This is a genomic window from uncultured Tateyamaria sp. (assembly GCF_947503705.1).
In the GTDB taxonomy this organism is placed as follows: Bacteria; Pseudomonadota; Alphaproteobacteria; order Rhodobacterales; family Rhodobacteraceae; genus Tateyamaria.
This window is the reverse complement of the sequence record NZ_CANNES010000010.1, coordinates 51,153-71,197: the sequence shown is the minus strand read 5'-3', so window position 1 is coordinate 71,197 and position 20,045 is coordinate 51,153. Positions and strand designations below refer to the sequence as shown.

The window sequence follows — 20,045 nt, the reverse complement described above, 5'->3', positions numbered from 1 at the left end:
GGAGGGAGTTTTCTTGGCAAGATGAAGAGGGATCATGAGAATGCGCCCCATGACCAACCAGGGCGTTTCGCGCTGATCTTGTCGCGCAATTCCTGGGGTGGTTCTGTTGTTTGAGCCGCGTAGGTGCCGAAAACTTCGAGCGTCATCGTACAGCGCGCCGCATGGAACCACTTGCCGCAACCATAAACATGCCGCCAGCGTTCGAAATGCACGCCCTTCGGGTTCTCACGCATGAACAAGTACCCCTCAAAATCATCATCTGACGATCCGGGGCCAAAGCGCGTCAGGTGCGCCTCGCCGCCTGCGTGAAACTCGGTTTCTTCGCCGGTCTGGCCACAGCAGGGACAGGTCAGGATCAGCATGGGCATGCTCCGTTCAGGGGGGCGGACGCGCAAAAGGCGGACGTCGTAAGACGCCCGCCTGATGCGGTGCTTGGGAGTGAGGTAGAGTTATTCGGCCGGCAGCAAAGGTGTTTCAACTGCGGGCGAGATAACGTCCGAAGTCGGTGCCGTGCCGTCGCCCGCACCGCCGATCGAGCCGACAATCGCGATGAGTACAATGACGGCCAGCAGCACAAGCAGCGCGATGAGCACACCGCGCCCGCTGACACCATCACCGCGGTGCAGATTGTGGTTTGGTGCGTTGGGATTTGGATAGTCTGACATTTAAGAGCCTCGAATCTAGGAGCCTCACCGTCGGACGTGGCAGACCGCGTGACAACTGCCCCGCCGATCTGTCCCGATAAGCGGCCAATGCCGGCCGTTTTGCACAGCTTGACCCGGCTGCGTCCCGCCAAACCACGGTCTGAAGGTCGGATTTTTTTGCGTGACGGGTGGTGGCGTATTGTGCAAGTGTCAACTTGAGTTGACAGGAGGATGTCATGAGCAAAGAGATGGGGGCCGTTCTGGTCTTTGGTGCGATCATCGTCGGCGCGCTGATCATGTTTGCGCTGGAACGCCGCGGGGCGGCCAAGCGCAAGGCCGCGCGAGGCGGCCGCGAAATCGACGTGAGCGACTTGATCGCCTTTGGCTCTGCAGCCGGTCAAGGCGAACGGACCAAGACACCCGACTAGGTCCACGCGTGGTTGGGTCGGGGCCATCAGCATTGCGCGGCCCCACAGTTCAGGTGATTGACCAGCCGGTCGCCAAAACCCCATTGCAGCGTCGCCACGGTCAGCAGCACGACGTTGAAAAAGTTGAACGTCTCTGCTTGTGCCCGCAGCTTGTCGAAATTCCGTTCTTCGGTCAGGAAATCAACGGCATAGCCATCTTGCGGGATTTCCGATGGTGGCGTGCCTTGTTTTATTGCTGTCAGCTCGATGCCGTATTCGTGCAGCAGTTTTTCTACCGACTTCTGGCGTCCCAGTTCGATCTTGGCAAGCCGGTCGGTAAAAAACAGGACTGACGCCGCCACACCAAGGGCACCAAAGCGCTGGAACAGCTCGGCGTTGCTGCCCATCAGAACAAGCACGGTGCCAATGGCCCAGGCCGCCAGGCCGACAAAGGCAACAACCCGTGCAAAGCGTCTCAGGATATAGCGCGTCATCGACATGGGTTAATGCGCCACCCCAGCGGCGACGGATTCGTCAATGAACTTGCCCGCCCGGAAGCGGTTCATCGAAAACTCGTCCGTCAGCGGCGAGTGCCCCTTGGCGATCAGTTCCGCCATAGCCCATCCTGACCCCGGGATCGCCTTGAAGCCCCCTGTGCCCCAGCCGCAGTTCATGAACATGCCCTCGACCGGTGTCTTGGACAGGATGGGCGAGCGGTCGCCCGTCACATCGACAATCCCACCCCACTGGCGCAACATTTTCAACCGCGAGATCATAGGGAAGGTTTCGATCAACGCCCGTACCGTTTCTTCGATGTGATGGAAGGAACCGCGCTGGGTATAATTGTTGTAGCCATCGGTGCCACCGCCGATCACCATCTCGCCCTTGTCAGACTGGCTCATGTAGCCGTGCACGGTGTTTGCCATGACAACCACATCCATGCAGGGTTTGATTGGCTCGCTGACCAGCGCTTGCAAGGCGACGGATTCAATCGGCAACCGGAAACCTGCCATGTCGGCCACATGCCCCGAATGGCCTGCCACCACTACGCCCAGCTTGTTACAGTCGATGGCGCCCTTGGACGTATCGACACCGACAACCTTGTTGCCGTCGCGGCGCACACCGGTGACCTCGCATTGCTGGATCACGTCCATGCCCATGTCGGAGCATGCACGCGCATAGCCCCAGGCCACTGCATCATGGCGCGCTGTACCGCCACGCGCCTGCCAAAGGCCACCCAGAACAGGATAGCGGGGGCCGTTGATGTTGATGATCGGCACCAGCTCCTTGACCTTTTCAGGGCCGATGAACTGAGTCTGCACCCCTTGCAGGGCGTTGGCATGGGCCGTGCGCTGATAGCCGCGAATCTCGTGCTGGGTCTGGGCCAGCATGATGACGCCGCGCGGGCTGAACATTACGTTATAATTCAAATCCTGGCTCATCGTTTCATAGAGCGAACGGGATTTTTCGTAGATGGCCGCCGACGGATCCTGCAAATAGTTCGAGCGGATGATCGTCGTATTTCGGCCCGTGTTGCCGCCACCCAGCCAGCCCTTTTCCAGGATCGCAACGTTGGTGACGCCGAAGTTCTTACCCAGATAGTAAGCTGTGGCCAGCCCGTGCCCGCCGGCCCCGATGATGATCACGTCATATTTCGCCTTGGGTTCCGGCGCGCGCCAGGCCCGTTCCCAACCAGTGTGATAGCGCGCGGCTTCACGGGCGATGGCAAAGGCAGAGTAACGTTTCATGGGCGGTGTCCGGGCGCTGGAATCGACTGCTGGTGAGCTTGCGTTTCTAATGGCCGCTGAGGCAAAGAAAAAGGGCCGCGCTGGCGGCACTTTTTAACGGTTTTGCGACACATGCGGCCATGCAGGCCAGATTGGCGGCGCAGGCGCGCTGCTTTGTCCCTTTTGCAATTGGCCGCCAAGGGTTACATCCACGGTGCGGTGGAAAAAGAAGGCTTGAAATGCTTGGGGATGACACGCTGTTTTGGATTTTGACGGCCATGCTGACGTTGGCGGTGGTTGGCGCCCTGTCCGCCGCCTTGTTGCTGGGACGCCGCGAGACGCGTGCACCGGCAGCCTATGACCTGGACGTCTACCGCGACCAATTGAAAGAAGTCGAAAGGGACCTGGCCCGGGGCGTCGTGTCGGAGGCGGATGCAGAGCGTGCGCGCACAGAAGTATCCCGCCGCATCCTGGCCGCTGATGCCGCATTGCAAAGCGCCGAGGAAACACGTGGCGGGTCTGGCGGGATTGTGGTCGCTGCCGTGACATCGCTGGCTGTCGCCGGCGGCGCCTACTACATCTACCTCGAACTGGGCGCACCCGGCTATGGCGATCTTGCCTTGGCCGATCGGATCGAACGCGCCGAAACCGTGCGCGACGAACGGCCAAATCAAGCCACGGCAGAGGCGAGCTTGACCGATCGCGGGGGCCCACCCCCGGGCACCTCGCCCGATTATGTGGCTTTGGTCGAACGTTTGCGGCAGACCGTCGCCTCGCGCCCCGATGATTTGCAAGGGCATGTCCTGTTGACCCAATCCGAAGCGCAGCTTGGTAACTTTGCCGCCGCCCACGCAGCCAAGGCACGGGTCATCGACCTGAAGGGCGACGCAGCAACTGCTCAGGACTTCTCAGATTACGCCGATCTTATGATCCTGGCGGCGGGCGGCTATGTCTCGCCCGAAGCAGAGGCGGTTCTGGAGGGGACGCTTGCGATGGACCCAGGCAATGGCACGGCCCGTTACTATTTCGGTTTGATGATGTCCCAGACCGGGCGACCGGACACCGCATTGCGTGTGTGGGATCAGCTTTTGCGCGAAGGACCACCTGATGCCCCATGGATGCCCTTGATCGAAGGACAGATTGACACGATGGCGATGCGTGCGGGCGTGAATTATGCGCGCCCCGTCATCGGCACCGGGCGCGGCCCGACCGCAGACCAGATCGAAGCCGCAGGCGACATGACACCTTCCGAACGGATGGACATGATTCAGGGCATGGTGACGGGCCTGAGCGAACGCCTCGCGACAGAGGGGGGGGCCGTTGAGGAATGGGCGCAGTTGATCTCGGCCTTGGGTGTTTTGGGCCAGATGGGCCAAGCCGACGCCGTGTTCCGGAACGCCATGCAGGTCTTTGGCGAAGATCCCCGTGCCGTTGATATACTGAACGAAGCCGCCGACCGGGTCGGCCTGCAATGATCACCGACGACACACAGGCATTCATCACGGCCCTGCCGCCATTGCGGGCCATAATGGGGCTGGATCTGGGCGACAAGACGATAGGCGTGGCCGTTTCCGACACCTACCGGGCCGTGGCGACACCGCTGGAAACCGTCCGGCGCAAAAAATTCGGATTGGATGCCGCCCGCTTGCAAGCCCTGATTGCCGACCGATCTGTTGGGGGGCTGGTTCTGGGGCTGCCGCGCAACATGGACGGTTCCGAAGGGCCACGTTGCCAATCCACGCGGGCCTTTGCCCGCAATTTCGAAAAGCTTTGGGATGGCCCGATCACCTTCTGGGATGAGAGGCTGAGCACGGTGGCGGCTGAAAAAGCTCTGCTTGAGGCGGATACGACACGCAAACGTCGCGCCGAAGTCATTGATCATGTGGCCGCGGGCTATATCTTGCAAGGATTGCTGGACAGGATGTCTGTCATGGCACGGCAAGCAGAGTGAGACAGGCATGACAGCGGCAGTTCCAAGCAACTTGGTGTGGAAACGGGCAGAGATTGAAAGCCCCTGCGTTCAGATTTGCGTCATCCATCCCGAAACGCGGCTCTGCACCGGCTGCGCGCGCTCTATCGACGAGATCGGCAGCTGGAGCCGGATGAGTGCCGAGGAACGCCACCGGATCATGGACGAACTGCCCACGCGCGAGGCGGCCCCGAAAGGGCGGCGCGGTGGGCGCACTGCACGTCTGAAACGGTAACGCAGCCCAACGCGTTCTACGGCTGTTTTTCGACGCAAAGAACGGCGCTGCTGTGAGGAAACCGTTAAGACATAAGCCAATCCTGCGGGTCTGGAAATTCGGGTCGCAAGAATGCGATCATGCGTCCGGCCGCAACCGGCCCCTCCCAAGGCGCAGTTCCGTGCAGGGCAAAGCGGTGGATAAGGAAGCTTTGCCCGGGGACCACCCCGATCGCCACCCTTTCACAGCGCTCAAATACGGCACGGCGCGCGGCTTGATAGACTTCGGTCACATCGACTGAACCGATGGGTCGATCGCCGATCGCGTCACGCAAGGCCGCTTTCATGATATGATGGCTCCCGCGCCAGACCATAGTGGGGGCTGAGGGCGCAAGGTTCAGCGGTATGCCCAGAATATAGGCGTGGTATTCGCATGCAAACCTGCGCCGCGCAGGTCCTTTGGGCAGCAACCCGTCCACATGGGCTGCACAGCGCCTGATGCGAAACCGGTGATTGGCGTCGCTCTCTGTTGCGTCCTGTTTTGGATAGCCGGGATAGACGATTGACACCTGGGCTGCGTGGTGCGGCAGGTCCGGCACCTGATTTGCCCAAGGCCCATCCAACGGAACACCTTTGATCGCTCCATCCACCGCATTGGGGAGCGCATCCACACCCACAAACCATGTGTCTCCATGACGCAGGTTTTTGGCGCGCATGTTCGGATCGTCTGCCAATGTCTGGGCAACCGAACGCGCCACTGCGGCCCACCGCGCAACACGCGGGTCGTAGTCAAAGACCTCGAACCCGTCGCGCGCCATCATCCCCACATTGCCTTGCGCAGCATGTTCAGCGCCACCAACACCAGAAAAACGGCAAAGACGCGTTTCAGCGGCGCAGGGTCCATCGCATGTGCAAGTTTGACCCCAAAAGGCGTCGTGATCAGGGTCATTGCAATCACAACGGCAAAGGCGGGTACGTTCACTGCACCGATAGTGAAGGGCGGTACAGGCCCATCCAGTTCCACCAGCAAAAAGCCGACAACCGAAGGCACCGCGATCAACACGCCAAAGCCCGCCGCCGTGGCCACGGCGCGGTGGATCGGCACACTGTGCAGGCTCATCAGTGGCACACCAAAGCTGCCTCCACCAATGCCCATCAGAACAGACAGAAAGCCAACGACAGGCGACAGGACGGCCCTCTTGATCCCTGTCGGCATCGCATCAGCCAACCGCCAACCCGCCTTGCCAAATCCCATATAGAGACCAACGGTAAGGGCCAGCACGCCAAAGATCGCTTGCAACGTCGTCGACTGCAACTCTGCCACTACCAGCATGCCAAGCACAGCGCCGATCATGATACCCGCTGCCCAGGATCGCAGGATGCCCCAATCCACTGCTCCCTTTTTATGGTGCCCGAGAACAGACCGCACAGAAGTGACGATGATCGTGGCCAGCGAGGTCGCCAAACACAACTGCATCAACTGTGCGCTGTCATATCCAAGTGTCTGAAAGGCATAAAAGAAGGCAAAGACCAGAACAATACCGCCCCCCACGCCCAAGAGGCCCGCAAGGATGCCCGCAACGGCGCCGATCACGACCAGCAGGACAAGCATCTGGATCAAAAGGAATGTATCAGGCATCGGCACTCTCCGTTGCGAATGCGTCCGGGCTACACCGCTTTCGCAGCGGGTGCCAGAGCGGTCACTTGCGCCAAGGCGGCTTGCACCAATTCGGGGCCCGCAACGGGTTTTGTCGCCCCTTCACTCAGCACCCTGCGCCAGGCCCGCGCGCCTGGGCGTCCCGCAAAAAGGCCCAGCATGTGCCGCGTGACCTGATGCAGCCGCCCGCCCGCGCTTAGATGCGCCTCGATATAGGGGAGCATGGCGTACACGGCCTCTTCCGCCGTACTGTCAGGGCCATCGCCAAAGATGCGGCGATCCGCAGCGCACAGAATATCCGCCGGTTGATGATAGGCCGCGCGCCCGATCATCACCCCGTCAAGGCCCGCATCAAGCATCTCTTCGGCCTCTTCCAACGTCGTGATGCCCCCATTGATCGAAATGTGCAGGTTCGGGAAATAGGATTTCATCTGCATCACAAGAGGATAATTCAGAGGTGGAATATCCCGGTTCTCTTTGGGGCTGAGACCTTGCAGCCACGCCTTGCGCGCGTGGATCGTGACCCGTTCACATCCTGCCGCGACGATGCGGGCCAGAAATTCAGGCAACACCTCTTCGGCGATTTGGTCATCAACGCCGATCCGGCATTTCACTGTGATCTCGGCATCGACGGCTGCGCGCATCGCCGCGACGCAATCGGCCACAAGGCCCGCGTCGCGCATCAAGACCGCACCAAAAGTGCCTGATTGCACCCGGTCAGACGGGCAGCCACAATTGAGGTTGATTTCAGGATAGCCCGCCTTTTCGCCCAGACGTGCTGCTTGCGCCAACTCTGCCGGGTCCGATCCGCCGAGTTGCAGGGCTACAGGTTGCTCGGCCGGATCATGATCGAGCAAGTGCAAGGCTCCGCCGCGGACCAATGCAGGAGCAGTTACCATCTCGGTATAAAGCAGGCTGCGCCGACTGAGCAGGCGGTGCATGTAACGGCAATGCCGGTCTGTCCAGTCCATCATAGGAGCGACGGACAGTCTCGCTGCCATAGTGGCTGCGTGGTTGGGCATTCTTTGATCTCCGATCGTCCGCGAACCGGCTTGGGCGTCCACCCGGCTCATATACTGCACAGAAATTGGGGCGGTCCAGCCCTCGCGAAAGCGAAAATAGCAAGCGGCGGTGTTCGGTTCAGACATCTGGATGCGCGGCTTGAGAACGCGCGGTCTGGAATCCTGTTCCCGATTTGAAGCTATGCATGTGCAGTGCCTGTTTGGGATCACCACCTGCCAGATCTGAAAAACCGATAAGGTTGTAGCGGTTATTTCAGCCTGCTGTTTGATCAAGCATCACCCGCACAAAACCACCGCTAGGTGACGGGCGCGAGTTCACTCGCCCTACACTTGCCTGCTCCCCATTTCGTCTCACTCAAGAATTTCGACCGGGCGCTCCCATTGGATCAAAACGACACAGCCGGAGTCTGACCAAACGGAATGCACGCTGCCTTCCGGGTTCAGGATAAATGATCCGGTTGGATATGTGCCGCGCTCGTCCGATTGCGCACCCTCCAGCACAAGGATTGTTTCCAGCCCGGTATGCCGATGCTTCGGAACACGTGCTCCGGGTGCATATCTCAAAAGCGCCACGGCAGGCGCGCCTTCTTTCATGTAGTGAATGTCGACGCCGTCTCTGAACGGTTCAAATGCAAGACTCGCAAATTGGGTGGCCAAGTCCGGTATAGACAGAGGATCAGTCATGCCAGGCCCTTTCCAGTTGTGCGAAACGGGCGGTCCAACCCACAATGCCACCTTGCGCGCGGATCATTTCCAACGTGACACGCTTGAACTCAGGAAAGTAGCTTTCGGTCGCGTCCTCGATCAACAGGCAGTCATAGCCACGATCATTGGCCTCACGCATCGTGGTTTGCACACAGACTTCAGTGGTGACGCCCGCCAGGATCAGTTTGGAGATCCTGTTTTCCGCGAGATATTCGGCGAGGGACGTGGCATAAAATGCGCCCTTGCCAGGTTTGTCGATGACCAACTCACCTGTGATCGGGGCAAGTTCCGGAATGATTTCGGCGCCTTCTTCCCCCGCCACCAAAATACGCCCCATCGGGCCGTGATCTCCGATACGCAGACGGGGGGTGCCCCGGTCGCGTTTCGACGACGGCAGGTCGGACAGGTCAGGGCGGTGGCATTCTCGGGTGTGGATCACTGTCATGCCTTTGGCACGGCAGAACGCCAACATCGCCGCTGTGGTCGGCACAATGGCTTGCAGCAATGAGACATCATTGCCCAGCGTTTCGCCGAAACCGCTTGGCTCGATAAAATCGCGCTGCATGTCGATAACCACAAGCGCCGTCGCCGCCGGATCAAAGCCAAACGCAAATGGCAAAGCGGCGTCGATCCGGACCATCACAAATGACCTCCCATATGGCGCCCGATGGTTGCGATATCGGCCTCAGCGGTCTGGGCGTCATAGGTGATTGTGCCCTCGGACATCACCAGCACACGGTCGGTCAGCTCCATGATTTCATCAAGATCCTCAGACAATATCAAAACGGCCGCGCCCGCATTTCGTGCCTGCATGATCCTGGTGCGGATTTCGGAGACGGCGGAAAAGTCGAGGCCAAAGCAAGGGTTCGAAATGATCAGCAAATCAACATCCCCCGAGAGTTCCCGCGCCAGTACGGCGCGTTGCACGTTGCCGCCCGACAATGCGCTGATCGGCGCGTCGATAGAGGTGGTTTTGACCTTGAACTGGTCAACAAGGCGGGTGGCCCGGCTCCGCATTCTGCGTCCGGACAGCCAAACACCCCCGTCGGTGTCGAAACTGCGAAAGGCAATGTTGTCGCTGACTGACATGCGCGGCGCACAAGCGTTGTGCAGCGGCTCTTCTGGCAGAAAGCGGATGTTATGGCGGTGCGCCTCGCGGCGCGTGGCGGAATAGGGGCTGCCCTTGACCCGGATCTGGCCGCTTTGACACGGTCGTTGACCGCTGAGAATCTCCATCAGCTCCATCTGGCCATTGCCAGAAATGCCAGCCACCCCAACGATCTCGCCTGCATGTACGCGCAACTTGTCAATGCGAATGCCCTTGAGCCCGGTGCGGTCCTGAGCCTTGATGTCGTTCAGTTCCAGAACCTCAACGCCGCGCGTGCCAGAGCGGGGCGCGGGCTGCGCGAGTTGCGCGTCTCCCATCATGAGCGCTGCCATATCGCCGTGACCCAGCTCAGCCACCTTCCCACCGCCGACCAGCTTGCCGCGTCGCAGGACAGAGACCGCATCGGCATAGGCGGTTACCTCGCGGAATTTGTGGGTGATCATCAGCACCGAAATTGCCCCCTTCTGGCAAAGCGCACGCATGTGGCTCAGCACTTCGTCCGCCTCGTCAGGGGTCAGCACAGAGGTGGGTTCATCCAGGATCAGGAAGCGACGACCGAGGTAAAGCTGCTTGAGGATTTCAAGCTTTTGCTTTTCGCCCGCCGCCAACGCCCGCACCGGTTGGTCGAGCGGGACTTGAAACGGCATACCGTCCATGAAGGTCTGCAAATCAGCACCTTCGGCCCGCCAATCAATCACGCTTGGCGCATCTTCGCGACTGATCACCAGGTTTTCCGCAACAGTGAGCGATGGCACAAGCGTGAAATGCTGATAGACCATGCCCAGCCCCAAAGCATGAGCCGCTTTGGGATCACTGATGCGCGCCTCGCGCCCGTCCACCAACATCTCGCCCGAGGTTGCCCGGTAAAAGCCCATCATGCATTTCACCAGTGTCGACTTACCTGCGCCGTTCTCGCCCAACAGGGCATGAAAGCTGCCCGGCGCGATCCTGATCGAGCAGTCGTCCAGCGCCGTGAAGCCGCCGAATTGCATCGTCATGTGCAAGGTCTCGACTGCGGTGGCCTTCACGGCAGTTGATCCAAAAGCGTAGTACTGTCGCTGACCGCACCAAAGACGCCGCCCTGCATCGTAACCATCTTGAGGGCCGCGTCGTGATTGCCCTTGTCCGTAGCCCCGCAGCAATCGGACAAGACAAGGCATTCAAAGCCCCGATCATTGCCCTCTCGCATGGTGGTCGAGACACACACATCCGTAGTGATGCCCGTGAGAACGATATTCTCGATCGCCCGCGTGCGCAGGATCATTTCCAGATCGGTGGCATAGAAACTGCCCTTGCCGGGTTTGTCGATGATCGGCTCGCCTTCTTGCGGGGAAAGGGCGGGAATGATGTCCCAACCGGGTTCGCCGCGCACAAGGATTTTGCCACACGGCCCCGGATCACCGATGCCCGCACCAATCTGCTGGCTGCGCCACCGTTTATTCGCGGGCAGATCGGCCAGATCGGCGCGGTGCCCTTCGCGAGTATGGATGATGTGATACCCCCTGGCGCGCATCGCCTTCAACACCGCCTTTATAGGCTGAATGGGGGCTTGGGTCATCGACAGGTCATAACCCATCTTGTCCACATAGCCACCCGCGCCACAAAAATCGGTCTGCATGTCGATGATCATCAGCGCGGTGTTCTCGGGCCTGAGATCACCATTGTAAGGCCATGCATAGGGGTCGGCTTGGATACTCATTCGGCGGCCTCTTTGGTGGGGACGAAAACACGTGTCGGGGCGGCAAAACCAAAATCGCTGCCGTCGGTTGTCTTGATCTCATCTTCCCACGGTAGAAGGTATTGCCCTGCAGCGAGATCGGTCATGTAGGTATATGGACAATCCTGCGCGCCGCCCTTGACGGCCACATAGCCCCGATGCCCGAACTGATAGATGTTGTTCTCAACCCCCCAGTTTATCCGCGCCTCCCGGACGAGGTCGGGGCGCACCTCGGCGGTGATGATCTCGTCTGCGCGGCCAGACGTGCCGTGCGCGATAATGGATCCATCAAAGTTGCAGATCATCCCCTCGCCCATGCTGTCGAAGGTGCCGTCACTGCCACACATGCAGACATTGGCGGTGACCATCAGATTGCAAAAGGCATTGGATTGGTTGGTGAATTTCCAACTGTCGCGGATCGGCGCGGTGTAGCCAGCAGTGCGCAGCATGATCTCGGCGCCCTTGTACGCCGCCTCGCGCGCCATTTCGGGGAACATGCCGTCATGACAGATGATCAACGACAGTTTGCAGCCATGGGGGCCCTCAATGACCGGAATGCCACCGTCGCCCGGTTCCCACGGTTCTACCGGGACCCAAGGGTGCATTTTGCGGTAATAGAGCTGCACTTCGCCCTTGTTATCGATGATCAGGCCCACGTTGTAGGGCATGCCACCCGGGTTCGCCTCCATGATGGAAAAGCAGCCCCAAATGTCATTTTCGATGCAGGCCTGCTTGAACGCCGCGACCTCGGGGCCGTCCATGCTGCACATGATGTCGGGATTGATATCCATGGACAGGCCGTGCAGCGCGTATTCGGGAAAGACGACCAGGTCCATGGTGGCTAGGTTACGCCGCGCCTTGGCCGTCATCTCGACAATGCGGGCGGTTTGCGCGGCGAGGTCCGCCTGCGTTTGCACCACGGGTAATTTGAGCTGAACCAAGCCAATCACCACACCATTTGGCGATTTGTTCAAGCCTCCCAGTCCGTTCATCGGTCGTCTCCTTATTTGGTGATACTCAATTCGCCCGGTGCACCGGTCATGGCCCGCTTTGGCGACGAAGTTGCGATCAATACGCCCAACGTCAGCACGTAGGGGGCGGCAAAAAACAGGTAGTACCCCTCGGACACGCCAACAGATTGCAGAACCGGGCCAAGCGCACCCGCACCGCCAAAGAGCAGCGCCGCGCCAAAGCAGGCGAGCGGGTTCCAGCGGGCAAAGATCACCAAAGCAACCGCCATAAGCCCTTGACCAGACGATATCCCCTCGTTCCAGCTGCCCGGATAATAAAGTGAAAGGTAAGCCCCGCCGACGCCGGCAAACGCCCCCCCCACCGCGGTCGCACAGGTGCGGATCAGCGCGGGGCGCAGTCCCATGGCGCGGGCTGCATCGGTGCTGTCGCCAACAACGCGCAAGGTGAGACCAACGCGGGTCGCGCGCAGCATCCACCATAACAACACGGCCAGGCCTGCACCGATCAGAAACAGCACGTTGACCTCCAAGGCTGCGCGTACCTGCGGAATGTCAGACCACCAGCCAAAACTGATCGCAGGCAAATCCGGCGCCACCGGCTGCACGAAAGGTTTGCCAAAATAGAACGCGAGCCCCATGCCGAGGATCATCATGGCAATTCCGATGGCGATATCGTTGACGCGAGGCAGCGAACAGATGACGCCGTGCACCAATCCAAACAGCGCACCGCACAGTGCAGCAGCGAGCACTCCCAGCCAGGGAGAGCCTGTCAGGTAAGCGACGGCGTAGCCCGACATCGCCCCAAAGACGAGCGTGCCCTCAAGCCCAAGATTGATCCGACCAGACCGTTCCGTCAGCGCCTCGCCCAGGCTGACAAACAAGAACGGCGTCGACACCCGGATTGCGCCACCGATGATGGCCAGCGGGATGATCCAATAACCAAGATCAGTGTCCATTACGCGGTTCTCCAGCGTTCGGGGGCAAAGATTTTGAACCGGCCATAAAGGGTTTCGGACATCAAGATCGCCATGAAGACAAAGCCTTGCAGCACCAGAACGGTTGCGTCCGGCAAGTCCATGCGCCGTTGAACAAGGCCGGAAGACGCCTCAAACCCTGCCAGCAGAATGGCCACGGGGATGATGGCCAGCGGGTTGTGGCGCGCCAGAAATGCGATCAGGATACCTGTATAGCCGTATCCGCTCGCGAGGCTGGCATTGGCCGAACCGTGCACGGCGGCCACCTCGAAAAATCCGGCCAAGCCCGCAAATGCGCCACCCAAGGCGGTGAACCCGACAATGAGTTTGCCCACAGGCAGGCCCTGCACCTGCGCGGCCCGGACGTTTCCACCTGCGATTCGGGCCGCAAAGCCCCAGGTTGTCTTGTCGATCAACACCCAGGCTGCAACACAGGCAATCACGCCGAATGCAAGTCCCCAATGCACGTCCCAACCGGGGATCGTGCCCAAGCGAAAGGCTTCGTCCAGCGGCGCGGTAGAGGGTTTGTTAAGGCTCGCCGGATCGCGCAAGGGCCCCTCGACCAGATGGTTCATCAGGGCAATGGCAATATAGGCCATCAAAAGGCTGGCGATGGTCTCGTTCACGCCGCGGTAGTGACGCAGCGCACCGACGGCTCCAATCCAGAGCGCGCCGATGGCTATGGCGGCCACTACCATGACCGGTAGCGCCAGAGCGGCTGGCGCGCCAAGCAAAAGGACGCCTGCAAATCCCGCGCCAACACCACCTAGAACAATCGCCCCTTCCCCACCGATCACCACGAGCCCCAAACGCGCGGGCAACGCGACGCATAATGCCGCGAGCAGCAACGGGGCAGCGCGCGACAAGGTGTTTTCCCATGAAAACGCGGTGCCAAACCCCGCGCGATAAACGAGGGCAAAGAATTCCGCCGGGGATTTACCCTGCAGCATCAAGAACAGGCTGAAAACGGCAAAGCCCGCCAAAAGCGCCGCAATGGGTATGACCACTGCTTCGGCCCGGCGCGCCAACGCGGCCCACCCAAAGGCGGACCGTGTCGGCGTCATGTTTTCTGAGACGGACAAGGTCATTTGCGCTGATCAGGAGGTCGAGCCGATTACACCCTCGACCAAGTAGTTCATACTTTCCAAGGCGATGTCATCCTCGGCAAAACCTTCGCCATCTGCCGCAATCACGTTGCCGGTATTGTCCTTCAGCGGGCCCTTGATGGCGGCAAATCCGCCAGCCATGATTTCGGCCTTCGTCGCCTCGAACTGTGCGCGCGACGCGTCGGACACGGCGGGGCCGAGGGGCGACATCTTGATAAACCCGTCAGCCAGCCCGCCACGCACAAAGTTGTCGATGGTACCGCCGTCCAACACGGTTTGCACCATGCTAGTATAGATGCCCGCCCAGTTCCATTCTGCGCCGGTCAGGTATTTCTCGGGTGCCAGCGGGGCTTGGTTCGCGTGATACCCACAAACAAAACAGTCGCGCCCAGCGGCGGTTTCCATGACGACCTTTGGCCCATCCACGTGGCAGGTGATCACGTCACAACCCGCATCTGCAAGGGCGTTCGTTGCCTCGGCCTCTTTCACGGCCAGCGACCATTCGCCCGTAAAGATAACCTGACAGGTGATCTCGGGATCGACCTGACGTGCGCCCAACAGGAACGAATTGATGTTCAGCAGCACCTGCGGGATCGGTTTGGCCGCGACAAAGCCAATCTTTTTGGTCTGGGTCGCATGACCCGCCGTGATGCCGTTCAGATATTGCCCCATGCCGATGTAGCCGAAATAGGATCCGACATTGCTCGGCATACCCTCTGTCCAGAGGCCCGCCGCATGTTGGAAGCGGACGTCGGGGTTCTTGGGTGCGACCGCGAGCACATGGGGGTCGAAATAGCCGAAAGAGGTTGGGAAAAGCAGCTTGGCGTCGTCAAAATTTATCATCGATTCCATCGACTTTTGTACATCAATGGTTTCGGCCACGTTTTCCTCTTCGACAACAACGACGCCTTCCATAGCTTTGACGGCCGCGGCCCCTTCGGCGTGGGCCTGATTGTAGCCAAAGTCATCCTTTGGCCCGACATAGACAAAACCGACCGTCAAAGGGCTGTGCCCATCCGCATAGCCCAGGTTGGGCAGAGTTGCAGCACCCGCGACAGCAGCTGACCCCTTAAGAAAACCGCGACGGGACAGAGGTGAAAACGACATGGAATGTACTCCTTTTTGGTAATTGAAAAACCGGGCGACACGCGAGAGGTGCGGCGATCGACCGGGTCAAAAAAGAGGATGGAAGCAAAGCAGCGCTGTTGTCTTCTGCTATTAATTCACCATTCCGGTGCAAAAATTGCACCGCTGATCCCTGATACTACCGGGCCGCGAGCCCCTCAAGGGCGGCCACCAACTGCTGTCCGAATTTGGAAGACGCGACGGGCAGCGCGCGTCCTTTCATCTGACCAAGCAAAAGCTGACCGGGCGGAATATCACGCTCAGCCAGTGGTCGATGCCCGAACCCGGCCTCGTGCGGCGGCTTCAGACCGATAGGAATTTGAAAGCCCACCGCGTCTTCCTGCGTCACATAGTGGCGAATGAGGTCAAAGGATTCCGTTTCCAGCGTCGGCGTCAGTGTCCGCCCGATCGAAGTCGCCGCAAGCTCCAGCAGATTGCGCACCCCATAGGCGGCGGTTGGCAAAACCAAGCGGTGGTTCAGACAATCGCGCAGCCGCAATGTTGGTGTTTCGCCCAACGGGCTGCCAGTTGGATAAACGGCATGCACCCGTTGCGGCAAAGCGTAGAGCACATCGAACTCAACCAGATGCACAGGCTCGAACACCAGGGCCAAGTCACTACTGTATGAAGCCAGATCACGTTCCGCCTGCGCGCGATCGCGCACATTGACGGAAAAGGTGACCCCAGGGTGATCGGCCCGGTAGATCGCGATTTGCTGGGGCAGAAAATAGGGCAAAAGCGCCTGCGAACAGGCGATAGAGATGTGGCCGCGTCGCTCACCAGACAGATCAGCAACCTGGCTTTGCACACGGGCAAGGTCGGTGCGTTGCAGCCGGATATGCTGCATCAACAACTCGCCCGCAGGGTTCAGGCGCATTCCGCGTGGCAAACGCTCAAATATGGGCCAGCCAAATTCTTGCTCGAACCCCTGGATGCGCCGGTTCAGCGCTGAGGCCGTCAAGTTGGTATCTTCTGCGGCTTTCCGGATGGAGCCTGCGCGCACGACGGCTTCGATCAGTTCAAAGGTTCGCAAATATCTCATTTAAGGCGCCTTCTGGATACCGATGCATTTTTTGCACCGATTGTATTCTTTTATAGCATTAGAAGTGAACGCTGTTCCATCGCAACCTTTTGCAGAACGCGAGTCGCTCGACGCGCCACCAACAGTGAGGGGTTCACATGACTGATCAGACTTCGAGACGTAGTTTTCTGAAAATGGGCGCGGCCGGCGCGTCGATGCTGCCATTTTTGCGCGCGCTGCCTGCGGCGGCACAAGGCAATGACACGCTTGTCGTGGTCACCGGGGCCACGATCAACAGCCTGGATCTGCACCGCACAGGGACGAGCCGTGCGTCCTATCAGGTCGGGATCAACTGCTATGACCGCCTGCTCACATTCGGGACCAAGGAGGTGCCGGGCAACGGGCTGTCCTATGACTACACCGTGGTCGAGCCTGAATTGGCCGAAAGCTGGACCGAATCCGACGATGGCATGACACTGACCTTCAAGCTCAAGCCGAATGCGACCTTCTGGGATGGTCGCAAGGTAACGGCGGCCGATGTGAAGTGGTCCTTTGACCGCGCTGTATCTGTTGGCGGCTTCCCGTCCGTGCAGATGAAAGCCGGCGGTCTTGTGCGGCCTGACCAGTTCATCGCCGAAGATGACGAAACCTTTGTGATCAAGCTCGACCGCCCTTCCAAATTGACCATTCCCGATCTGGCTGTGCCAGTGCCCTACATCATCAACTCGGTTGAGGCGTTGGCCAATGCGACCGAGGATGACCCATGGGCCCTGGATTATCTGCACACGACGCCTGCAGGGTCTGGTGCCTACAAGGTCGCGCGTTGGAATCCCGGCGAACAGCTGGTTTACGAGCGCAATGATGCCTGGGTCGGTGGCCCGCTGCCCGCAGCCAAGCGGGTCGTTATTCGCGAAGTGCCAAGTCCCGCGACGCGGCGTGCTCTGATTGAACGCGGCGACGTGCAAGTCGCCTTTAACATCCCCGACAAGGACGCAGCAGAGTTGGCAGAGACGCTCGACGTGTTCTCGACCCCGGTGGAAAACTGCATTCACTGCCTCTGCCCGAACTTCTCGTTCGAGCCGTTCCAGGACCCGGACGTGCGCAAGGCCATCGCCTACGCCGTTCCTTACGAGGACATTTTTCAGGCTGCGGCCTTTGGGCGGGGTCTGCCGCTTTGGGGCGGGTCCGAAGAGATCACCGACATTGCATGGCCGCGCAAGACGCAGTATTTCACCGATCTGGACAAAGCCAAGGCACACATGGCCAAATCCGGTTATGCGGATGGGTTCGATGTGCCATTGTCGATCAGCCTCGACCTTGCCTCATGGATGGAGCCGACCGCCTTGCTGGTGCAGGAGGCACTGGGTAAGATCGGCATCAACGTCACCATCGAGAAAATCCCGGGCGCAAATTGGCGCACCGCCGTGCTGGTCGAAAAGCGCCTGCCACTGCACCTTGAAAACTTTGGTGGATGGTTGAACACGCCGGATTACTACTTCTTCTGGGCCTATAAGGATGGACATCTGTTCAACTCGTCCAACTATCGCAACGAAGAGATCGAGGCGTTGGTGGATGCGACCCTGCACATGCCCATGGATGACCCCGAATATGCACCCCAGATCAAACGTATGTTCGAAATCGCATTGGACGAGTTGCCTCGTATTCCACTCTATCAACCGGCGCTGAACGTGGCGACCAACGGGGCGGAGGGTTACGAGTTCTGGTTCCACCGCCAGCTTGATGCGCGCGTACTGAAAGCCGTCTGAGCATGTTGGCCGCATTCCCCCGGCTGCGCGCAATTCTGTTGCGCGTGGCACAGGCCATCCCGGTGGTCATTGGTGTCGTGGTGATCAGCTTTCTGCTGACCCGCGCGCTTCCGGGGGACCCTGCGGTCTATTTTGCGGGGGTCGCGGCGGATGAGGCATCAATCGAGGAAACGCGCGTTGCAATGGGCCTGGATAGACCCCTGCCCGTACAATTCGTACACTATGTGGGCGATCTGATGCGGGGCGATCTGGGACAATCGCTCTCCAGCGGACGCCCAGTTGCCACCGACCTGGCAAACCGCCTGCCTGCCTCGCTGGAATTGACCCTGACTGCCTTGATCCTCGCCGTCGTGATCGCGGTGCCATTGGGCGTTCTGGCGGCCACGCGACCCGGTACCTGGGTTGATCACCTGTGTCGCGTCGTTGTTACGGCCGGTGTTTCGCTGCCCACCTTTTTCACGGGCATTCTGCTGATTTACATTTTTTACTATATCCTGGGGATCGCCCCGTCGCCGCTGGGTCGGCTGGATTTCATATATTTATCTCCGGATCATGTTACCGGCTTTTACCTGATCGACGCGGCCCTGATGGGGGATTGGGAAACCTGGCGCGGGGCCGCAAAACAGTTGATCCTGCCAGCTGCGACCTTGGCCCTGTTCACCTTGGCTCCGATTGCCCGCATGACCCGGGCCGCGATGCTGACCGCACTGTCGTCTGATTTTATACGCACCGCGCGCGCCGCTGGCCTTTCAAACCGCGCGGTTCTGTACCGCTATGCTTTCCGCAACGCGCTGCTGCCTGTGGTAACGACACTGGGCATGGTGTTTTCCTTTGCGCTTGGCGCGAACGTGCTGGTGGAAAAGGTCTTTGCCTGGCCCGGCATCGGATCCTACGCCGTCGAGGCGCTGGTGGTCTCCGATTACGCGGCCGTTCAGGGCTTTGTGCTGGCTATGGCGCTGCTCTTTGTGGCGCTCAACCTTGTGATTGACCTGCTTTATACGGCGATTGATCCGCGCATCGGGTTTGACGCACAATGAGTGATATCACCCCCGCAGACATGCCGCGCCAATCGGGCACACTGGATCACGTGATCCATGTGCTGCGCGCGAACCCCGTCACGCTGATCGCTTTTGGCATGTTTGCGTTTCTGATCCTGTCCGCGGTCATTGGGCCCGCCGTGGTGCCTTATGACCCGCTGGCCACCAATGCCAGCAATGCACTGCAACCGCCCTCGTGGGCACATTGGTTCGGCACCGACCAGATCGGGCGCGACGTGTTCAGCCGGGTCATCGTGGCCACGCGGTTGGACCTGACAATCTCGGTTGCCGCGGTCGCCATCTCATTTGTGGTGGGATCGATCCTGGGCTGCATTGCGGGGTATTGGGGCGGCTGGCCCGATATCATCCTGAACCGGTTTCTCGACACAATCATGGCCTTTCCCTTGTTCGTGCTGGCCATGGGGATCGTGGCGGCGCTGGGCAACACGGTTGAAAACATCATTTATGCCACGGCCATCATCAACATGCCGTTCTATGCCCGGCTTGTGCGGGCCGAGGTCAACATCCGCCGCGATGCAGGCTTTGTCCGTGCGGCCAAACTAGCGGGTTGCTCGGACATCCGGGTGCTGGCCACGCAAATCTTCCCCAATGCGCTGCCGCCTATGATGGTGCAGGTCTCGCTGAACCTTGGATGGGCGATCCTGAATGCGGCGGGCCTGTCCTTCATTGGCCTGGGCGTCAGCCCACCCACGGCCGAATGGGGAATCATGGTGGCTGAGGGGGCCAATTTCATTGTCTCGGGCGAATGGTGGTTGGCGGTCTTTCCGGGTCTATGGCTGATGTTCGCTGTCTTTACCTTCAATCTTCTGGGCGACGGACTGCGCGATATTGTCGACCCCCGCAAAAGGACGTGAC

Annotated in this window: 23 protein-coding genes; 7 read left to right on the top strand and 16 right to left on the bottom strand. The window is 59.8% G+C overall.

Translation table 11 applies throughout. The annotated features are described in order from the left end of the window. Positions 1-32 precede the first annotated feature (32 nt). Positions 33-362, bottom strand: coding sequence for a sarcosine oxidase subunit delta (locus Q1A44_RS18420; RefSeq protein WP_299628220.1), 330 nt, complete (start codon positions 360-362; stop codon positions 33-35). Positions 363-449: 87 nt separating this feature from the next. Beyond that, the gene (locus tag Q1A44_RS18415; protein WP_299628218.1) at positions 450-665 is read right to left on the bottom strand and encodes a hypothetical protein; all 216 of its coding nucleotides are present in this window, start codon (positions 663-665) and stop codon (positions 450-452) included. Positions 666-880: 215 nt separating this feature from the next. Here Q1A44_RS18415 and Q1A44_RS18410 point away from each other — a divergent pair, with 215 nt between their 5' ends. Next, positions 881-1,072: a hypothetical protein gene (locus Q1A44_RS18410; protein WP_299628216.1), complete on the top strand. Its 192-nt coding sequence runs from the start codon at positions 881-883 to the stop codon at positions 1,070-1,072. 26 nt (positions 1,073-1,098) lie between these two features. Here Q1A44_RS18410 and Q1A44_RS18405 read toward each other — a convergent pair whose 3' ends face one another. Both Q1A44_RS18405 and Q1A44_RS18400 read right to left on the bottom strand, forming a co-directional pair. Then, on the bottom strand, positions 1,099-1,551 hold the full coding sequence (locus Q1A44_RS18405) for a hypothetical protein (protein ID WP_299628214.1): 453 nt from the start codon (positions 1,549-1,551) through the stop codon (positions 1,099-1,101). A 3-nt stretch (positions 1,552-1,554) separates the two neighbouring features. Beyond that, a complete protein-coding gene (locus tag Q1A44_RS18400; protein ID WP_299628212.1) occupies positions 1,555-2,799 on the bottom strand; it encodes a sarcosine oxidase subunit beta family protein in 1,245 nt (414 codons plus the stop codon). 218 nt (positions 2,800-3,017) lie between these two features. Here Q1A44_RS18400 and ccmI point away from each other — a divergent pair, with 218 nt between their 5' ends. From ccmI to Q1A44_RS18385, 3 genes are read left to right on the top strand one after another with little or no spacing between them, the layout of a single operon-like run. Further along, complete coding sequence (gene ccmI, locus Q1A44_RS18395; protein WP_299628210.1) at positions 3,018-4,253, top strand: c-type cytochrome biogenesis protein CcmI; 1,236 nt, start codon at positions 3,018-3,020, stop codon at positions 4,251-4,253. Beyond that, positions 4,250-4,729, top strand: a complete 480-nt coding sequence (ruvX, locus tag Q1A44_RS18390) for a Holliday junction resolvase RuvX (RefSeq protein ID WP_299628208.1) — start codon at positions 4,250-4,252, stop codon at positions 4,727-4,729. The genes ccmI and ruvX overlap by 4 nt, the downstream gene beginning before the upstream one ends. Before the next feature lie 7 nt (positions 4,730-4,736). After that, positions 4,737-4,982 carry a DUF1289 domain-containing protein gene (locus Q1A44_RS18385; RefSeq protein WP_299628206.1) on the top strand — a complete coding sequence of 82 codons (246 nt, stop codon included), beginning with the start codon at positions 4,737-4,739 and terminating at the stop codon, positions 4,980-4,982. A 64-nt stretch (positions 4,983-5,046) separates the two neighbouring features. On the opposite strand, the gene Q1A44_RS18380 is transcribed toward Q1A44_RS18385, so the two are convergent. From Q1A44_RS18380 to Q1A44_RS18325, 12 genes are all read right to left on the bottom strand, one after another. Continuing rightward, positions 5,047-5,781 (bottom strand): hypothetical protein, encoded by a 735-nt coding sequence (locus Q1A44_RS18380; RefSeq protein ID WP_366942614.1) that lies wholly within the window; start codon positions 5,779-5,781, stop codon positions 5,047-5,049. Further along, entirely contained in the window at positions 5,778-6,599 is an 822-nt protein-coding gene (locus tag Q1A44_RS18375) for a sulfite exporter TauE/SafE family protein (RefSeq protein WP_299628203.1), read from the bottom strand. Before Q1A44_RS18375 ends, Q1A44_RS18380 begins: the two co-directional genes overlap by 4 nt. Before the next feature lie 29 nt (positions 6,600-6,628). After that, the gene (gene dusA, locus Q1A44_RS18370) at positions 6,629-7,639 is read right to left on the bottom strand and encodes a tRNA dihydrouridine(20/20a) synthase DusA (protein ID WP_299628201.1); all 1,011 of its coding nucleotides are present in this window, start codon (positions 7,637-7,639) and stop codon (positions 6,629-6,631) included. 351 nt (positions 7,640-7,990) lie between these two features. Next, on the bottom strand, positions 7,991-8,323 hold the full coding sequence (locus tag Q1A44_RS18365) for a cupin domain-containing protein (RefSeq protein WP_299628199.1): 333 nt from the start codon (positions 8,321-8,323) through the stop codon (positions 7,991-7,993). After that, the gene (locus Q1A44_RS18360) at positions 8,316-8,984 is read right to left on the bottom strand and encodes an isochorismatase family cysteine hydrolase (RefSeq protein WP_299628197.1); all 669 of its coding nucleotides are present in this window, start codon (positions 8,982-8,984) and stop codon (positions 8,316-8,318) included. The genes Q1A44_RS18365 and Q1A44_RS18360 overlap by 8 nt, the downstream gene beginning before the upstream one ends. Continuing rightward, the gene (locus Q1A44_RS18355; RefSeq protein WP_299628194.1) at positions 8,984-10,480 is read right to left on the bottom strand and encodes an ABC transporter ATP-binding protein; all 1,497 of its coding nucleotides are present in this window, start codon (positions 10,478-10,480) and stop codon (positions 8,984-8,986) included. Before Q1A44_RS18355 ends, Q1A44_RS18360 begins: the two co-directional genes overlap by 1 nt. Next, a complete protein-coding gene (locus Q1A44_RS18350) occupies positions 10,477-11,151 on the bottom strand; it encodes an isochorismatase family cysteine hydrolase (protein ID WP_299628192.1) in 675 nt (224 codons plus the stop codon). Before Q1A44_RS18350 ends, Q1A44_RS18355 begins: the two co-directional genes overlap by 4 nt. After that, complete coding sequence (locus Q1A44_RS18345; protein WP_299628190.1) at positions 11,148-12,161, bottom strand: formamidase; 1,014 nt, start codon at positions 12,159-12,161, stop codon at positions 11,148-11,150. Before Q1A44_RS18345 ends, Q1A44_RS18350 begins: the two co-directional genes overlap by 4 nt. A gap of 11 nt (positions 12,162-12,172) precedes the next feature. Further along, positions 12,173-13,096, bottom strand: coding sequence for an ABC transporter permease (locus tag Q1A44_RS18340; RefSeq protein ID WP_299628188.1), 924 nt, complete (start codon positions 13,094-13,096; stop codon positions 12,173-12,175). Beyond that, positions 13,096-14,178, bottom strand: coding sequence for an ABC transporter permease (locus Q1A44_RS18335; RefSeq protein WP_299628186.1), 1,083 nt, complete (start codon positions 14,176-14,178; stop codon positions 13,096-13,098). Before Q1A44_RS18335 ends, Q1A44_RS18340 begins: the two co-directional genes overlap by 1 nt. Positions 14,179-14,211: 33 nt before the next feature. Then, positions 14,212-15,327: a BMP family ABC transporter substrate-binding protein gene (locus Q1A44_RS18330; protein ID WP_299628184.1), complete on the bottom strand. Its 1,116-nt coding sequence runs from the start codon at positions 15,325-15,327 to the stop codon at positions 14,212-14,214. 157 nt (positions 15,328-15,484) lie between these two features. After that, a complete protein-coding gene (locus tag Q1A44_RS18325; protein WP_299628182.1) occupies positions 15,485-16,387 on the bottom strand; it encodes a LysR family transcriptional regulator in 903 nt (300 codons plus the stop codon). Between the two features lie 137 nt (positions 16,388-16,524). On the opposite strand from Q1A44_RS18325, the gene Q1A44_RS18320 reads away from it, so the two are divergent. From Q1A44_RS18320 to Q1A44_RS18310, 3 genes are read left to right on the top strand one after another with little or no spacing between them, the layout of a single operon-like run. Further along, the gene (locus Q1A44_RS18320) at positions 16,525-18,132 is read left to right on the top strand and encodes an ABC transporter substrate-binding protein (protein WP_299628180.1); all 1,608 of its coding nucleotides are present in this window, start codon (positions 16,525-16,527) and stop codon (positions 18,130-18,132) included. Between the two features lie 2 nt (positions 18,133-18,134). After that, complete coding sequence (locus Q1A44_RS18315) at positions 18,135-19,169, top strand: ABC transporter permease (protein ID WP_299628178.1); 1,035 nt, start codon at positions 18,135-18,137, stop codon at positions 19,167-19,169. Then, positions 19,166-20,044 (top strand): ABC transporter permease, encoded by an 879-nt coding sequence (locus Q1A44_RS18310; protein WP_299628176.1) that lies wholly within the window; start codon positions 19,166-19,168, stop codon positions 20,042-20,044. The genes Q1A44_RS18315 and Q1A44_RS18310 overlap by 4 nt, the downstream gene beginning before the upstream one ends. Position 20,045 lies beyond the last annotated feature (1 nt).

Bases quoted from the DNA above. Each gene is read 5' to 3' on its own strand.
- Q1A44_RS18420 (WP_299628220.1), bottom strand. From the start codon at position 362: ATGCTGATCCTGACCTGTCCCTGCTGTGGCCAGACCGGCGAAGAAACC.
- Q1A44_RS18415 (WP_299628218.1), bottom strand. From the start codon at position 665: ATGTCAGACTATCCAAATCCCAACGCACCAAACCACAATCTGCACCGC.
- Q1A44_RS18410 (WP_299628216.1), top strand. From the start codon at position 881: ATGAGCAAAGAGATGGGGGCCGTTCTGGTCTTTGGTGCGATCATCGTC.
- Q1A44_RS18405 (WP_299628214.1), bottom strand. From the start codon at position 1,551: ATGTCGATGACGCGCTATATCCTGAGACGCTTTGCACGGGTTGTTGCC.
- Q1A44_RS18400 (WP_299628212.1), bottom strand. From the start codon at position 2,799: ATGAAACGTTACTCTGCCTTTGCCATCGCCCGTGAAGCCGCGCGCTAT.
- ccmI (WP_299628210.1), top strand. From the start codon at position 3,018: ATGCTTGGGGATGACACGCTGTTTTGGATTTTGACGGCCATGCTGACG.
- ruvX (WP_299628208.1), top strand. From the start codon at position 4,250: ATGATCACCGACGACACACAGGCATTCATCACGGCCCTGCCGCCATTG.
- Q1A44_RS18385 (WP_299628206.1), top strand. From the start codon at position 4,737: ATGACAGCGGCAGTTCCAAGCAACTTGGTGTGGAAACGGGCAGAGATT.
- Q1A44_RS18380 (WP_366942614.1), bottom strand. From the start codon at position 5,781: ATGATGGCGCGCGACGGGTTCGAGGTCTTTGACTACGACCCGCGTGTT.
- Q1A44_RS18375 (WP_299628203.1), bottom strand. From the start codon at position 6,599: ATGCCTGATACATTCCTTTTGATCCAGATGCTTGTCCTGCTGGTCGTG.
- dusA (WP_299628201.1), bottom strand. From the start codon at position 7,639: ATGCCCAACCACGCAGCCACTATGGCAGCGAGACTGTCCGTCGCTCCT.
- Q1A44_RS18365 (WP_299628199.1), bottom strand. From the start codon at position 8,323: ATGACTGATCCTCTGTCTATACCGGACTTGGCCACCCAATTTGCGAGT.
- Q1A44_RS18360 (WP_299628197.1), bottom strand. From the start codon at position 8,984: ATGGTCCGGATCGACGCCGCTTTGCCATTTGCGTTTGGCTTTGATCCG.
- Q1A44_RS18350 (WP_299628192.1), bottom strand. From the start codon at position 11,151: ATGAGTATCCAAGCCGACCCCTATGCATGGCCTTACAATGGTGATCTC.
- Q1A44_RS18345 (WP_299628190.1), bottom strand. From the start codon at position 12,161: ATGAACGGACTGGGAGGCTTGAACAAATCGCCAAATGGTGTGGTGATT.
- Q1A44_RS18340 (WP_299628188.1), bottom strand. From the start codon at position 13,096: ATGGACACTGATCTTGGTTATTGGATCATCCCGCTGGCCATCATCGGT.
- Q1A44_RS18335 (WP_299628186.1), bottom strand. From the start codon at position 14,178: ATGACGCCGACACGGTCCGCCTTTGGGTGGGCCGCGTTGGCGCGCCGG.
- Q1A44_RS18330 (WP_299628184.1), bottom strand. From the start codon at position 15,327: ATGTCGTTTTCACCTCTGTCCCGTCGCGGTTTTCTTAAGGGGTCAGCT.
- Q1A44_RS18325 (WP_299628182.1), bottom strand. From the start codon at position 16,387: ATGAGATATTTGCGAACCTTTGAACTGATCGAAGCCGTCGTGCGCGCA.
- Q1A44_RS18320 (WP_299628180.1), top strand. From the start codon at position 16,525: ATGACTGATCAGACTTCGAGACGTAGTTTTCTGAAAATGGGCGCGGCC.
- Q1A44_RS18315 (WP_299628178.1), top strand. From the start codon at position 18,135: ATGTTGGCCGCATTCCCCCGGCTGCGCGCAATTCTGTTGCGCGTGGCA.
- Q1A44_RS18310 (WP_299628176.1), top strand. From the start codon at position 19,166: ATGAGTGATATCACCCCCGCAGACATGCCGCGCCAATCGGGCACACTG.